Source organism: Paenibacillus sp. PCH8 (genome assembly GCF_002968835.1).
Lineage (GTDB): Bacteria > Bacillota > Bacilli > Paenibacillales > Paenibacillaceae > Paenibacillus.
Map to the genome: position 1 here is coordinate 645,306 of NZ_PKQK01000002.1, position 13,886 is coordinate 659,191.

The following is a 13,886-nucleotide window of genomic DNA, read 5'->3' on the forward strand; positions in this document are numbered from 1 at the left end:
TTCTCCTTAGTCAATATTAGTTTTAGGTAATGGTTTCAATACTAGATCAAATAAATCTGCCAACAATGATTCTAACTCATTCAGTTCCCTGCTGTACTTGGGAAGTACTTTATCCTCAATTACTTTAATGAGCGATTGATATCGAATGTCTTCCTCTCTTGCACGATCCATCATCCCGATTATCATAGCAGTATCTAACCCGTAGGAAACAAAATACTTGTCTATAGCAGCACGAGTAAGCTGATAGTGATCATATGACCATGCCGCCTTTTCGTCTGGTGGTAAGTTGTCAAAGTCAAATCTGTACGTTTCGTTTACATCCATCTTTTCCGTTAACCTCCGTTCTCTTCTGTCCATCAAATGGAATAAAACTAGGATTTCACAGAGAATATAATATCCACATATAGTTGTTATAAGAATTCATTGAGCATAGTTACAGTACAGTGTTTATGTATAGTATCAATTGTGAGATACATTTCCGATTGCCCTGACTACATGAATGTGTCTGTTCAGCTTTCGTTGCTCGATTAGATGCTCAATAGTTACACCATATGTCCTCATACGTTCAACGCATACAGGCGAAACCAGTTCTTTAAAATATTGTGTGAGTGCCTTTAACGGATTGAGTAGGAACATATATCTGAAGTCTTCATCGCTCATAGGATTCAATTCAAGCTGTTCACGTCTGAAATGTTTTAATAGTGTAAACACCTGAATAGATGTTGGATAAATCGGAACCCTTGCCATAAACTGTTGACGCAACTCTTGAGTTGTGAGAAGTGCTTCAATTCCATGAATAATATTCAATGCCTTTTTAGGAACTTCGCAAGCAACATATATCTCATCCAATGTCCAATCCTGCTTTTGATCAAAATAGTAAATAATCATTGTGATAACTCCTTTCTCAACATATCGGTAATTTGTTAACCTATAGATGCAACGGATTTCAGTGATACCCACGTACCATTACGAGTACGTATACATAATTGACGATTGATCAGCTTGCCGTGTTTGTACATCTGTATCTCTCCCTTCTGACCCTGTGCAAAATTTTGCACACCTGTAACTTATAGTTGTAATATGCCGCGCTCTTGAAATAGAATTGCAAGTTTATAAAATGCAGATGCACGAATCTTCATAAAGGTATCCTTTGATATTGGTGGGTCAATCATAAAATTGTAGACTTGATAATCCTTTATGTATTCACTCACCATAAACTTGTGTGTAATCAAATCCTTTTCTTCGTCAGCCAATAAGTTCACAGCAGACTCAACATCACGCTGGTATTGCTCTCTATCTGGATTAGAGACAGTGCATTTACAAATTACGTACTGTTTAAAAATTTCACTCATGACTGAAGATATTGCTTTGACATCGATCTCAGGCAAAACTTTCTTTATTACCATGCCAACACACCTTTCTATGATAGGATTTACTTTCCGGAAAATTTTCCGGTAGGTTTTATATATAGTTGTTACACGAATAATAGTTACAGTACATTGTTGCTGGTGTGACTCGCTTTTCGAAATGGAATTCAAGTTCTGGTACATTGGTGATGATGAAAAGTTGCAGATAGTGTACGCTTCCAATGATAAATATATAGAATACTATATTTATTAAGTTCGTATTTACATTAAAACACACACCTAGCTTTAAGTCAACACGGTTTATAATTTTATAGTTTACTATAACTTTTATAGTTATATTATAACTTTTATAGTTATTTGCTATAATGAGGACATGTATGAAAATGTGTAAGGAGCGTGGACATGAGTAGCCTAGGTGAACGTATAAATCATCTTAGAGTAGTTCGTAAAGGTCTAACTTTAGAACAGCTTGCAAACAAACTATCTATCCCTGTTTATCAAAAAGATAAAATAGTTGATTATAAGCCTATAACTTCTGGAACATTAAGCAATTTAGAGAACAATAAGCATAGACCAAATGTCGATATAGCAATTGTGTTATCAGATTTTTTTGGTGTTTCTGTTGATTGGTTGCTTAGAGGAGAAGATTATCCAGAAAAAACAATTCCTTTTGATCGAATGAAATTGCAGGATTTATTTGCAAGCATGACTCCAGAACAATTAGAAGCACAGGAACGAATCATAAATGAAATGAGAAGGAAAGCATTGAAGGACTCTGAATAGGAGTCTTTTTTTATTTGTCCACATACCTAATTCAACCATCTCAGTTGCCATCAGATTGCGTTCAGTGGATAACTTTTGACAAGAACTTGTCAAATTGGTCATATGGGTAGTTTGTGAAATGGTTGATATATATGGACTTGTTCGGGGATTCCCGAAAAACTATGACAAATTGGGTATGTCGGTAAGGGTAAGGAAAATTTTCCTGATCTTGAAGAAGGTAAGTCGCTCCTCAAGTTTGAGGTTGTCGTCAAATTGACGAGAAGCTTCCACGGAAATTTCGGGGAACATTGACTGATACGGATATTCTGTATTGCTATAAGTCACTGTGCAACTTTGCACAGTCAAAACGTCATATTGACGTGTCGCGTATATTTGTGGGGAGGGTTGAATTTAACCTCCTTTGATCAGTGTTAACCAACTTGGTTAGGATTGAACTTGCTTCGCGAAATCGCGATACGATAATCCAGACCTTCTGAATCGAAAGGCCTGAAAGTCTATGAATAAATCACATACTTTTTCTCGAAACCGAGAAATACTAACCCTGCTTGAAATTTCAAGCACCCCTACTCCAATTCTAATATGATGAATCACCATGTTAACAAGTATCATTCCCCAATTATGGGTAGTGAAAAGGTTGTGCATTTTGCATAGACTTTTCCGAGAAATCTCGATTAACTGATACTCCTTAGTAAAGGTACACGAAATTTCGTCCTAGTAGACAAATCAAAAAGGTTGACGCAATGTCAACCTCAATAAACTATCCTATACCATATATCAACCCTAAATTGTCCATATTCAGAAAGCCAACTTTATATTTTGAATAGGCATATGATCCATCACGTTGCCTTGCCACGTTATAATGCTCACAAATTGTATAGTACTCTTCTCTCTCCAGTTTTCCATACTTGATATACAGGTCTCTTGCCATCTTAAGCATTCCACTATTTCTGATGTTAGTAGGAGTTAACAATGGTAGATTGTGCCACTCTGATATCTTAGCTACTCTCATTGTAACTAAATAAATAGATGCTGGGTCATCAACACTCTGCTTAATCCCTGAATTCACAGCAGATCGTATAATATAATCGTTATCTATTAGATTATTATGAGTAACTTTTGTGCTGGGTATTAAATTTCCGTTGTTCTTAATGTACTTGTCTTCTTTATTTGCGATCCTGAGAATATTGTATAGATAGCTAGATATAGTTATTTCTCTGCTTTCTCGACCATTGCGAGTATCATTGTAGAGGGTGATATTGTATTTATCTATTTCATCTGTTTCAGATACGTGTTCCATTTTCATATTAAGCAACTCACTGTTCCCTCTACCCATTATCCCCTCAAACAATGCTTGGACAATTACTTTATCCTGAAAGTTAAGGCAACCACTCACGATATTCTCGATATCTTCTTCGCTAAATAGCGTTGCCTTGCTATCATCTACAAATTGACTGTAAAAGTCATTTCCTGAAACAGCATCAAGTGGATTTATATTGTCCTTACGTAAATCTTGCTCTATAGCCCACCGAATATAGTTCTGTATAATGCTCCCTGTACTTTTGACAGTAGCAAGTTTAGTGGACTCTAACAGAAGCAATACTTGTTTAATTTCACTTAGATTAAAATCATATAAATCCATTTCTAACCGTTTTTCTATAGCCGATGCTCTACGAAGTACTCTGGAGTATACATCCTTTGTGTTCTCGTTCTGTCTTTGCAGAAACCGCTCTTTCTGTGATTCGTTATAGAGACTATCTCCATATATCTTATTCACTATTATTCCCCTCTAGCTTAGATTCAAAGTAATCAATTAATTGATTTCTGAGACGTTTGTTTCCTGTCAGTGATTTCTTTGCATTAAGAAGTGGTTCAAGTTTATCAACCTCAAAGATAATACTGTTTACATACTGTTCTATCTGGTCTAAACCTATATCATGATCTTTCATGAACTTTGAGAGTGCAATGTATCCAATAAACATCAATGGATGGCTCATAATTACATTCTCACGCTTATTTGCGTTAATTGAAAACTCATTTGGATAACTACCGACCAAATAAGTAAAGAAATCATTGAGATAATTTGAAGTTTTAATAACGTCTAACTGTCTGTCAAAATGATACATGCGATCAATTGAGTAGCTCATGATATCAAAGGTGGTCAACTCTCCAGCTAATTCATTAACAGTTGTTGATGAAGCAATCTGCTTCCCTATCTCTGACTTCCTTTGTAGATTAGCTACTACCTTATCAGACATTCTTTCCTGTGACAGTTCATCTCTTCTTTCTTTCTTCAACACGTTGATTGTATTGATCTGTCCAAAATACTTTTGAGCTGTCTCATGGTCATATGACCTAATGGAGAGTATCATATCCAAGTCTAAATTAGGATTGCTCTGTAGAGCTGCTATAGCACCCTGTAATCGGTGGAAACCATCAAGTATAGATATTACTGCCCCATCGTTAATAGTTAGCGTTTTAGAGTCCTCGTAGTACGTCAGAGGATCGACTTCTGTAGAATATACGTTCAGGGTAATCATATCCTCAAAGTATTGATTATCAGCCATTTTGGATGCGATCCTCTTAACACTAGCCTTATTAACGATTGGCGTTTTGACTACTCCTCCACTTTGGTTCAGTTCATACTTAGCACCACGTTGAGTTTCATAATCATACACAATTAACTGGCTCTCAGACATCTTCACTAAATCTGTAATTGCAATCTTGGTTATGTAGCTGTCATATTTAAGCTTTGTAGTGTCTGGAAATGAAATAGGTAATTCCATTCTCTTCTGAACAATGGATCTAAGGTTGTCCTGAGCATCTCTAATCTCACGTTTGCCGAACAGTTGATTGGGTTCTAATTGCTCATTTCCCGTTACAGTGAATAAAGCTTGGCATACACCGTACAATATCGAAGTATCGATTTGTGGAATGTACTGTGCAACGTACTCTTCATTTTTCAGGAGTGAGTCAATTACCTCTACAGGAATATTCAGTTCAATGAGTTGATACTTAAATTGATACTTGAGCTTCTTGGAAGCACTTATTATTTCAAGTTGAATGCTGATCAATTTCTCAATATTAGACCTGTCTATTTTCATGTACATTAACTCCTTCCATACATATAGTATGGTATCACAAAAACACAAAGATAATAAGTAGGACATTTTTTTGAAGTGTACATGTCACTTGGTGACACGATTGTAGATGGCGAGGATTAGCTGTGTTGGAGTTAGAGAACCGTCCGAACAATGGTCGGGCAAACAAAAAAACAGCCGTGTGAGGGCTGTCTAGGCTGTGTGGTATTGTTTTATATGGTACATACAATAAATCGAAAATGCCAGTACGACTACCGCGAAAACTATATTGGTTGGATCAATTGCTATACGTTGAATTGGATTAAAGAATTCATACCCCATTGTTTTAATTCGCCCAAAACTTGTATCGGTATACTCGGTCACAGGTATGATCTTGAATAGTACTGTAAACAACAGAAATATAGCTGCTCCACTAGACAAGACAGACATGAAAATAAACAAATTACGATATCCCAAATTCACATTTCTCCCTCTCTGTTGTGATTAGTGCAATTAGGAATATTATACCACAAACACGAACGTGCTTTCTACTTCGACCAAAACTCACACGAATCCCTTACATAATAATTCCCGTTCACTTTAACTGCATATTCATTGTGAGATACAATTACCCCTTCTTCTTTCTCACCATTAAACAATACAACTATAGGACGTTTAAAGTTCATATATCGTTCGAAATCCCCTGTTGTATCAAGCATTTTCTTCATTTCCATTACTCCTCTCATCACTCATACCCACTTTTATAGACGTACTATGTAGCATATCCAGTGCTTCCGCACCCCTTACCTCACCAATGACAATTCGATTCGGACGCATCCGTAAGGATGACTTGATCAGATCGCGAATGGAAATGAGACCCTTACCCTCGGTATTGGCATTTCGCGTCTCCAGCGATACCAGATTCGGTACGGTAACAATCTGTAGTTCAGCCGAATCTTCAATTGTAATAATCCGCTCATCGGCAGGGATGAACTGGGATAATGCATTCAGAAAGGTCGTTTTTCCCGATCCGGTCCCACCTCCGATGAAAATGTTGTATTTGCTCCGTACCAGCTGCTGTAGCAATTCTGCGGCTTCCTCATTCAAGGCTCCCTTATCAATCAGATCGGACATCTTCATCGGCTCACTCGGGAATTTTCGAATGGTCATTGTAGGGCCCTTCAAAGCAATGGGAGGCAGCACAATATTGACCCGCGAACCATCCTTTAATCGTGCATCCACGATCGGGGAAGACTCGTTCACGATCCGGTTTACCCCGGACACAATCATCTGAATAATGTCTTCCAACCGTTCTTTGGACTCAAATTCAAGGGTAATCTGGCTGACCTCACCTTCTTGCTCCACAAAAATCTCCTTGTGGCTGTTGATCATAATCTCCGTAATATCGGGATGATCCACAAGCGGCTGCAGAATATCCAACCCACGAAAGGAGTCAAATAATCGCTGTACGAGCATATGACGCTCACCGGAGGTCAGCTCATCCAGCTTCGGGTCAGTGAGAACTCTGCGTTCTATCCCTTGCCATAGTTCATCGTCTCCAGCGGAAGAGGTTAAATCCAGTCCTGCCCTGACTTCCCTGCGCATGATCTGAAACTGTTCTTCACGATCCGCAATTCTATTGGATGAATTCGTCATAACGCCCACCGATCCACTTTCTGAATCCGACCCGTCTGCTTTAATTCCTCTTCTCCATCCTGGACCAGCATGGCACATAGTCTTTTCACTTCGCGCTGAAAGATTGGAGAGCTAAGCATGACTTCTTCCTGACTAAGCTGATTCCATGAAGGGATATACGGCAACACCGCATCCAGATGAAGATCAGGTCTCGGCAGGGTATTAACCACACTGTCCCGATATTTATTGACTACGAAGCTCGCACGATCCAGCACACTTTCGTACAGATCTGGCCTGGTACGCTCTGCATGCTGCAACCATTGCCCCCATCGGTGCATGGCAGAGATATTGTCTTCAATTAGCCAGACGAGTGAATCTGCTGTATCCAGCACCCCTTCACTGCGTGCATCCCAACCTGAATCCCCATCCAGAATGAGCGCATCATATTGTCCACAGTCCGTCAAATAACGGAGCAGATTCGACGTATCGTCACGAGTCATCTGCAGCATTTCCTTCCGATTCGATAACGGCCAGAACACGTCGGACTTCAGTGATTCATGCCGCATCACATATCCATCTACAGACTTGGTTTCCACCTGTAGATGCTTGCCCGATTCCTTTCTGCCCACCTTCAGATCGTAAAGCAGACGTGACAATCCTGTCTCCGCGTCCGGATTACGCTGTCCGTTCCGGGAGAATCCCTTCTCCAGAAATGGAAGCGTACTGTCCAGCGTCTCCAGATTGAGATACAGGACCGCATAACCTGCAAGCCCCAGTTGCTTCGCCATATGCAAAGCAACTGCTGTTTTGCCACTTCCACCCGAAGCCGAGACTACGCCAATGGCGTGTGTCTCCTGTCCAGGGCGTTGGTTCTTCTTGCGCCGAGGTTGCCGGCAAGCATGCATTACCGCATCCAGTAAAGTGGGCAAAGGTTGATACTTCATCAGCCGCTTGGCTTCATCCACCTCTTCCATCCCTTCACTAAGCATCAGCCAAGGTACACCCGATGTTTCACCGCCATTACTCAGCCAATTGTTCAGAAATTCAGGTTCCGCAATAACCAGGTCTGGCATCTGCCTGCCTTCCTGCTCGTTCATGTGTTCCTTGAACGAATCCCATTGGGAGAAGGCTGTGAAACGTACATTCGAGCTGGACGAACTGCCCTGTACGTAATCAAGCCAGGCACTAATGTAATCTCTATCTTTGCTAACTAGCACTGCCTTCAGTACAATCAATTTCTCCTTCCCTCCCTGCAAAAAAGCACAAAAAAACACCGTCCAATAACCGCATGAACATGCAGTATATGGACGGTGCTTCCGTCACGTGCTATGAATGTATGGATAATATAGCATACAATTTCTGGGGAGCAAGGGAATTATTCTAAGCCTTTCCCCTAGGATTGATAAGGTGAATCGAATTCAATAATGTTACGGTCGGGGTCCAGCACGAAAATCTGTGCAAATCCGGCAACACTCTCCGGTCTCGCTTCATACTCTATTCCCTGCTGTTCCAGCCAGGCAATCGTCTCTGCGTAACTGGTGACCCAGATGGCAAAGTGACCATCTGTTGTGTCAATACCAGCCTCACGCAGCGTGTGACCCTCCGGGTGCTGTAGCAGATGAAGCTGCTGACTGCCGATAGCATACCATGTACCTGTGGAGCGAAAAGGTGGACGTTCAATCTCCTGCATACCTAGTAACCCGGAATAGAACTTCTTCGCTACTTCCAGGTCACGTACAGCCAGACTAACGTGGTGAATATGTGCGTATTCAATCATCTTTATCCCCCTCTCTAATTATACATGACTATACTATAACACTTTGGACTCTGACCATAATCTCCGCTAAAAAGAAAAACACCCCTGATTCTAATCCGGCAAGCCTCTCGGCTCACACAGATCTAGTTCAGAGGTACCCTGCATACGGCATACAATGATGCATGTTTATTGCCTTAAATAATCTTCAGCATATCATTTGGCATAGCCAATGTATTACTTGGCGCTATCCAATGCTTCTTGTGGAATCTTGATCTCTTTCACTTGATCCTGGTTAGAGAATGTACTGGTCATTTTCATGTCCATTGTCATTTTCTGTCCATTCTGTTCCATCTCCATGACCATTGTTACATCCGTGCTTGCTGGCAAATAGGTTTCTTTGTTAATCATATATTTCATTTTCATGCTTGTAATATTCATTTGATCAAGCATCGCTTGAGTCTGGGCGTCCGATCCGTTTTGCTCCATCACGGCTTTGGCCAGTTCTTTCACGTTATCACCGGATACGTCGGCGTTAATAACGTAATTGTCGCCTTCTTCCGTAACTGAGGTGTCTTCCTCAATCTTTTTGAATTGCTCCAATTCGCCTTCCGGGTTCATGCTTGCTTTCATCTGCTCAATCAGCTCTTTCGTTTGAGCTTCAGGAATCGAAACCCACTGCTCACCAACTTGGGAGTAGATTTTATCCGAAGTGATATACTGCTTCACGTTTTGAGCTTCCTGTCCCGACATTTCCATATTCATCTCTTGATAGATCATCATTGGATCTTTGATGATATCCATCTTGAGTGATGTTTTAACCTGTTGATCCTGAGACTGTTCACCAGCGTCCAGCTTCAGATTCTGATCAATGTTTGCTTCCGTTGTGAAGCTTTTCATTTCTTTCGTAGCTGCATTGGTTTTGGCAATCAATTCGTCCAGAGTAGGGATCTTTGTCTCCTGTTCCGCAGGTGTATTGCCCTCGTTAGAGGTTTCGTTGTTACTAGCTGGCGGCGTTGCCGTATTATCTGTATCGTTACCACATGCTGCCAAGCTTAATGCCAATAATGCCCCGATGATTAATGTAGTCCACTTCTTCAAGTTGTTGTCCTCCCAAAAATAGATATGATCTGTAGTCATTACCCAATTATTACCGGTATTAATCACAGAAATCGATCTTTGATTTCAGGCGTAGGCAACATGCACGCTTCATCTTTGCCAAACCAACGATATCGGTTGCGTGCAACCCAGTTATAGACTGCATTGCGAATGAACTTTGGTACAATAATGAATCCATATAACAAGGGATAAGGAAACTTCAGTCCTTTGGCCAAACGCAGTGCTGCGGTCGAACGTGTATAGTAATTTCCATCTTCGATAAGGACAAAGGTATCCATACGATCTGTTGAAAGATTACCTTTCTCCAGCAACGCTTTGGCTATATCTGATTGAAGCGAAGCAAAATGATATTTCCCTTCCGGGTCACGCTTGATAATCCACTTGGTTAAGCCTTGGCAGAAGTGACAGACTCCATCCACCAGTACGATGGGGTGTCCCTGATGCACATCTGTTTGATTTGCTATCATATTGGCTGCCTCCTATTGTTGCTGTTAGAGTCATTTACCCACTTTGAGCCATCTTGTTTCCTCATTCGAAATAATATATACGCTAGAATAGGATAGAAAAAGAGCGCAGGCTATATGCCCACGCTCGTATCTGTCCGGCAATTATTCAGCAATTGCCTTTTCAATCCATTGGTCGTCAATCATTTGTTGATGCAGGTCAGTTGCCCACTGGTCCATACATTTGCAAATAAAATCTTTGCGACATACTGGACAAGGCGTTTTCTGCAGACGGCTGATATGAGTCAGCTTCCATTCCGGAGAACGGGAGTAGAATATACGGCATTTTGTACCGTCTACCAATTTCATTTTAAATTCATACAATCCGTCTTTTTCGTTTCCACTGGCTAATTCTAAATCTGCAATACGCGGTCTATAAGACATGTATATCACCTGTTTAGTTCAAATTTGGTTCATGCAATGACACTTCTCAGTACTAAGTTATATTAAAGAAAATTCAGTTCGATGTCAAATCACGCATGTCTACCCACCAAACAGAATATCCAGAATGGTCCCTACCTGCCCCTGTTTTTGGCCCTTCAAGACATGTAATATTGCAATCCGCGCCTCTACATTGGGTGCATACAAATCGCTGCTCAATCCTATCTGTTATCCAGATCGCCTCTTCGTATAAAACACCAAGCCCTGCCGATTGCCAGCAGGGCTTGGTACACGAACATCAGGAATCTAGGATACCCTGCTCTATGTGTTCTACGTAACTTGTTGGGGGTCAGGTCTCAGACTACGTTCAGTACGACATCAATGTTGCCGCGTGTCGCTTTCGAATAAGGACAGAAATCATGCGCCTTGCGGGCCAAATCCTCTGCTTGACTGTGATCCACACCAGGCATGCTCACGTCCAGACGAACAGATAACTGGAAACCGTCATCTTCAGGATCTTTACCTATGGATACGTTACTTGTAACGACCACATTCTCTAGCTTCACACCTGCTTTACGGGCTACATTGGCAAGGGCACTTTCATAACATGCTCCATACCCAGCGGCAAAGAGTTGCTCTGGATTGGTGCCTTCACCACCTGAACCACCCAGCTCTTTTGGCATTTTCAGATCATGTTGGAGTACGCCATCCGAAGAAGTAACCGAACCTGTACGTCCACCTTTAACTGTCGCTACTGCAGTATATAAAGCTTCCATTAAGAATCTCTCCTTCATCCATATCGTTTTAATTGCCTTCATTTCAAATTAAACTTCTGGCTCATTTTGAAACGTGTTTCTTACACTTTATCAGCTTTTACATCTTTATTATTTTCATGCATATCATATCGATGGCTGTATTTTTCCTGAAGTTGGGCACTATACAAGGGTCTATTTTAAGTTTCAATCGTTTTTTGTCCTCATACATAAAAGTTGCACTAGACAAAAAGTATTGAAGGAGTACAATGTAACAATAAACATAAAAATTTAGATATATCAAAAGCGGTTCGTCCGCATCAATATTTCAAAGTCAGGTGATCATTGTATGAGTAAAAAAAATCCGTTCAACACTCCTTCAAGAGATTCGTTATCTCCTGTAGGGATGGCTCCTTCTCTCGGAGAAGCACATAACTCCATGAAAGTTCCACAGAATGTTGCCTGGTGGAAAAAGTTTCTTGCCTTTGTAGGCCCGGGTTATCTCGTTGCCGTTGGTTATATGGACCCCGGCAACTGGGCCACAGATATTGCAGGTGGCTCACAGTTCGGGTATACCCTGCTATCGGTCATTCTGATCTCCAACCTGATGGCCGTTGTACTCCAGTCGCTGGCTGGCAAGCTTGGAATCGTGACTGGACGGGATCTGGCTCAAGCCTGTCGCGAACGCTTCAGCATGCCTGTCGTCATGATGTTATGGATTCTATGTGAGCTTGCGATTGCAGCCACCGATCTGGCTGAGGTTATTGGTTCAGCTATTGCGTTAAAGTTGCTATTTAACATCCCCATGTTATATGGCGTTATTATCACTGCAGTTGATGTACTGCTCATTCTTGTACTACAGAACAAAGGCTTCCGCGCACTGGAAACCCTCGTCATTGTGCTGATGGCTACGATTGCCCTCTGCTTCGGGATTGATCTGTTTCTCGCAAAGCCGGATATGGGCGGTGTTCTCCACGGTTTTGTACCGAATGTCGAGATTTTGCAAAACCCGGTCATGCTCTACATCGCCATCGGTATTATAGGAGCAACCGTGATGCCGCATAATCTGTACCTGCATTCGTCTATCGTTCAGACCCGTCAGATCGAACAGACAACTCAGGGCAAAAGGGAAGCCATCCTTTACACGACCATGGATTCCACAATTGCGCTCACACTGGCTCTGTTCATCAACGCAGCCATCCTGATTGTGTCCGCTGCTGTATTTCACAGTGCCGGCATGACGCAGGTTGCCGAGATTACAGATGCCTACCATCTGCTCACCCCCCTTTTGGGTACGACGATTGCAAGTATCCTGTTCGGTGTGGCCCTGTTGGCATCCGGTCAGAACTCCACCCTTACAGGTACACTTGCTGGACAGATTGTCATGGAAGGCTTCCTGAACATTCGGATTCCGGCATGGTTGCGCAGACTGGTCACACGTCTGATTGCCATTATCCCGGCAGTGATTGTCACAGCTATCGCTGGAGAACACGGTACAGAAGAGTTACTTATTCTGAGCCAGGTCATTCTGTCGCTACAATTACCTTTTGCTGTAATACCGCTGGTCATGTTTACGAGCGATAAAAAAAGCATGGGCGCATTTGCCAACAAACTGTGGCTCAAAATCGTTTCATGGATCATTACTGCCATTATCGTTGTTCTGAATGTATATCTGATCATCCAAACAATCCTGCTATTCTAACTCCGTTCTGATATACATCATATTAGAAACAAACAAACGCCAAAAGGCTGATCAGCTCCGGTATCTCATACCCAAGTTGATCAGCCTTTATATTGTACTCATTAATCTAATTCTGATTAGGCGTAAGTAATGGCAGAAGCTCATCCAGTGACTCAACCGTCCAGTCAGCACGTTCATCGCCCGACAGCTCCGGCTGGAATCTCCCGTAACCCTGCATGATTCGAATCGTGCGCATGCCAAGCTTACGAGCAGGAATAATATCATTATCAATCCGATCCCCGACCATTACGGCTTCCTCCGGTGCACAGCCTGCCTGTTTCAGGGCCACGGCGTACAACTCTGGGTCTGGCTTGGACACCCCTTCTTCAGCCGAACAGGCCAGAACGTCAACATACTTCCGCAGACCGTAGCTCTCCAGTCTCTCTTCCGTTCCTGGACTCTGATTGGCGATAATTCCAATGTGATAATACCGGGACAGGTGCTGAAGGACGGAATCCGCTGAAGGAAAGGGACGTTCGAGCTCTTTTTGAAATTTCAGCTTGTCCTGAATCTGTTTTCGGTGCCCTTCGTCATCTATAAATGTGCGAATAGCCACTCTCATGGGCCATTGCTCATAATTCTGGTAACAGTTCGCGAAAAGTTCTCGTACCGCCTCAATCTTCACCGGATAACCCAGAGAACAAGCTTCGCGGACGAACTGTCCGATAATATCATCAACCGGCTCCCATTCATCCACCAGCGTATCCCCGACATCAAAAAACAACCACTTTAATCCAGCTACATCCGGCACGCCAATTCCTCCTTGTAAACATAA

Annotated in this window: 15 protein-coding genes and 1 pseudogene; 2 read left to right on the forward strand and 14 right to left on the reverse strand. The window is 41.9% G+C overall.

What is annotated here, in order from left to right; all coding sequences use genetic code 11:
* Positions 1-6: 6 nt before the first annotated feature.
* The 3 genes from C0Q44_RS15665 to C0Q44_RS15675 form a co-directional block, all read right to left on the reverse strand.
* A complete protein-coding gene (locus C0Q44_RS15665) occupies positions 7-324 on the reverse strand; it encodes a hypothetical protein (protein ID WP_105408207.1) in 318 nt (105 codons plus the stop codon).
* A 135-nt stretch (positions 325-459) separates the two neighbouring features.
* On the reverse strand, positions 460-888 hold the full coding sequence (locus tag C0Q44_RS15670) for a hypothetical protein (protein ID WP_105408208.1): 429 nt from the start codon (positions 886-888) through the stop codon (positions 460-462).
* A 179-nt stretch (positions 889-1,067) separates the two neighbouring features.
* Positions 1,068-1,406, reverse strand: coding sequence for an ArpU family phage packaging/lysis transcriptional regulator (locus C0Q44_RS15675; RefSeq protein ID WP_105408209.1), 339 nt, complete (start codon positions 1,404-1,406; stop codon positions 1,068-1,070).
* A 363-nt stretch (positions 1,407-1,769) separates the two neighbouring features.
* On the opposite strand from C0Q44_RS15675, the gene C0Q44_RS15680 reads away from it, so the two are divergent.
* On the forward strand, positions 1,770-2,150 hold the full coding sequence (locus tag C0Q44_RS15680; protein ID WP_105408210.1) for a helix-turn-helix domain-containing protein: 381 nt from the start codon (positions 1,770-1,772) through the stop codon (positions 2,148-2,150).
* Positions 2,151-2,907: 757 nt separating this feature from the next.
* Here the strand turns inward: C0Q44_RS15680 and C0Q44_RS15685 are convergent.
* The 10 genes and pseudogenes from C0Q44_RS15685 to C0Q44_RS15735 all read right to left on the reverse strand — a co-directional run bounded on the left by C0Q44_RS15685 (position 2,908) and on the right by C0Q44_RS15735 (position 11,394).
* Positions 2,908-3,924, reverse strand: a complete 1,017-nt coding sequence (locus tag C0Q44_RS15685; protein ID WP_105408211.1) for a phage lytic cycle repressor MrpR family protein — start codon at positions 3,922-3,924, stop codon at positions 2,908-2,910.
* Entirely contained in the window at positions 3,917-5,251 is a 1,335-nt protein-coding gene (locus tag C0Q44_RS15690) for a DNA sulfur modification protein DndB (RefSeq protein WP_181151016.1), read from the reverse strand. The genes C0Q44_RS15685 and C0Q44_RS15690 overlap by 8 nt, the downstream gene beginning before the upstream one ends.
* Positions 5,252-5,775: 524 nt before the next feature.
* Entirely contained in the window at positions 5,776-5,955 is a 180-nt protein-coding gene (locus C0Q44_RS15700; RefSeq protein WP_105408214.1) for a hypothetical protein, read from the reverse strand.
* A pseudogene (locus C0Q44_RS15705) lies at positions 5,945-6,883 on the reverse strand (TadA family conjugal transfer-associated ATPase); the annotation flags it as partial. The pseudogene C0Q44_RS15705 and the gene C0Q44_RS15700, both read right to left, overlap by 11 nt.
* Positions 6,880-8,097: a nucleotide-binding protein gene (locus C0Q44_RS15710; RefSeq protein ID WP_105408215.1), complete on the reverse strand. Its 1,218-nt coding sequence runs from the start codon at positions 8,095-8,097 to the stop codon at positions 6,880-6,882. The pseudogene C0Q44_RS15705 and the gene C0Q44_RS15710, both read right to left, overlap by 4 nt.
* Before the next feature lie 158 nt (positions 8,098-8,255).
* On the reverse strand, positions 8,256-8,639 hold the full coding sequence (locus tag C0Q44_RS15715; RefSeq protein WP_105408216.1) for a VOC family protein: 384 nt from the start codon (positions 8,637-8,639) through the stop codon (positions 8,256-8,258).
* Between the two features lie 213 nt (positions 8,640-8,852).
* Positions 8,853-9,716, reverse strand: a complete 864-nt coding sequence (locus tag C0Q44_RS15720; RefSeq protein WP_105408217.1) for a DUF6612 family protein — start codon at positions 9,714-9,716, stop codon at positions 8,853-8,855.
* Between the two features lie 62 nt (positions 9,717-9,778).
* Positions 9,779-10,201, reverse strand: coding sequence for a thiol-disulfide oxidoreductase DCC family protein (locus C0Q44_RS15725; RefSeq protein WP_105408218.1), 423 nt, complete (start codon positions 10,199-10,201; stop codon positions 9,779-9,781).
* 141 nt (positions 10,202-10,342) lie between these two features.
* Positions 10,343-10,621, reverse strand: a complete 279-nt coding sequence (locus C0Q44_RS15730; RefSeq protein ID WP_105408219.1) for a hypothetical protein — start codon at positions 10,619-10,621, stop codon at positions 10,343-10,345.
* A gap of 353 nt (positions 10,622-10,974) precedes the next feature.
* On the reverse strand, positions 10,975-11,394 hold the full coding sequence (locus C0Q44_RS15735; RefSeq protein ID WP_105408220.1) for an organic hydroperoxide resistance protein: 420 nt from the start codon (positions 11,392-11,394) through the stop codon (positions 10,975-10,977).
* A gap of 382 nt (positions 11,395-11,776) precedes the next feature.
* On the opposite strand from C0Q44_RS15735, the gene C0Q44_RS15740 reads away from it, so the two are divergent.
* Entirely contained in the window at positions 11,777-13,072 is a 1,296-nt protein-coding gene (locus C0Q44_RS15740) for an Nramp family divalent metal transporter (RefSeq protein ID WP_105408512.1), read from the forward strand.
* A gap of 106 nt (positions 13,073-13,178) precedes the next feature.
* Here the strand turns inward: C0Q44_RS15740 and C0Q44_RS15745 are convergent, their stop codons facing one another.
* Positions 13,179-13,862, reverse strand: a complete 684-nt coding sequence (locus tag C0Q44_RS15745) for an HAD family hydrolase (protein WP_181151017.1) — start codon at positions 13,860-13,862, stop codon at positions 13,179-13,181.
* Positions 13,863-13,886 lie beyond the last annotated feature (24 nt).

Coding starts and splice junctions, on each gene's coding strand:
- C0Q44_RS15665 (WP_105408207.1), bottom strand. CDS start 324: ATGGATGTAAACGAAACGTACAGATTTGACTTTGACAACTTACCACCA.
- C0Q44_RS15670 (WP_105408208.1), bottom strand. CDS start 888: ATGATTATTTACTATTTTGATCAAAAGCAGGATTGGACATTGGATGAG.
- C0Q44_RS15675 (WP_105408209.1), bottom strand. CDS start 1,406: ATGGTAATAAAGAAAGTTTTGCCTGAGATCGATGTCAAAGCAATATCT.
- C0Q44_RS15680 (WP_105408210.1), top strand. CDS start 1,770: ATGAGTAGCCTAGGTGAACGTATAAATCATCTTAGAGTAGTTCGTAAA.
- C0Q44_RS15690 (WP_181151016.1), bottom strand. CDS start 5,251: ATGAAAATAGACAGGTCTAATATTGAGAAATTGATCAGCATTCAACTT.
- C0Q44_RS15700 (WP_105408214.1), bottom strand. CDS start 5,955: ATGAAGAAAATGCTTGATACAACAGGGGATTTCGAACGATATATGAAC.
- C0Q44_RS15715 (WP_105408216.1), bottom strand. CDS start 8,639: ATGATTGAATACGCACATATTCACCACGTTAGTCTGGCTGTACGTGAC.
- C0Q44_RS15725 (WP_105408218.1), bottom strand. CDS start 10,201: ATGATAGCAAATCAAACAGATGTGCATCAGGGACACCCCATCGTACTG.
- C0Q44_RS15730 (WP_105408219.1), bottom strand. CDS start 10,621: ATGTCTTATAGACCGCGTATTGCAGATTTAGAATTAGCCAGTGGAAAC.
- C0Q44_RS15735 (WP_105408220.1), bottom strand. CDS start 11,394: ATGGAAGCTTTATATACTGCAGTAGCGACAGTTAAAGGTGGACGTACA.
- C0Q44_RS15740 (WP_105408512.1), top strand. CDS start 11,777: ATGGCTCCTTCTCTCGGAGAAGCACATAACTCCATGAAAGTTCCACAG.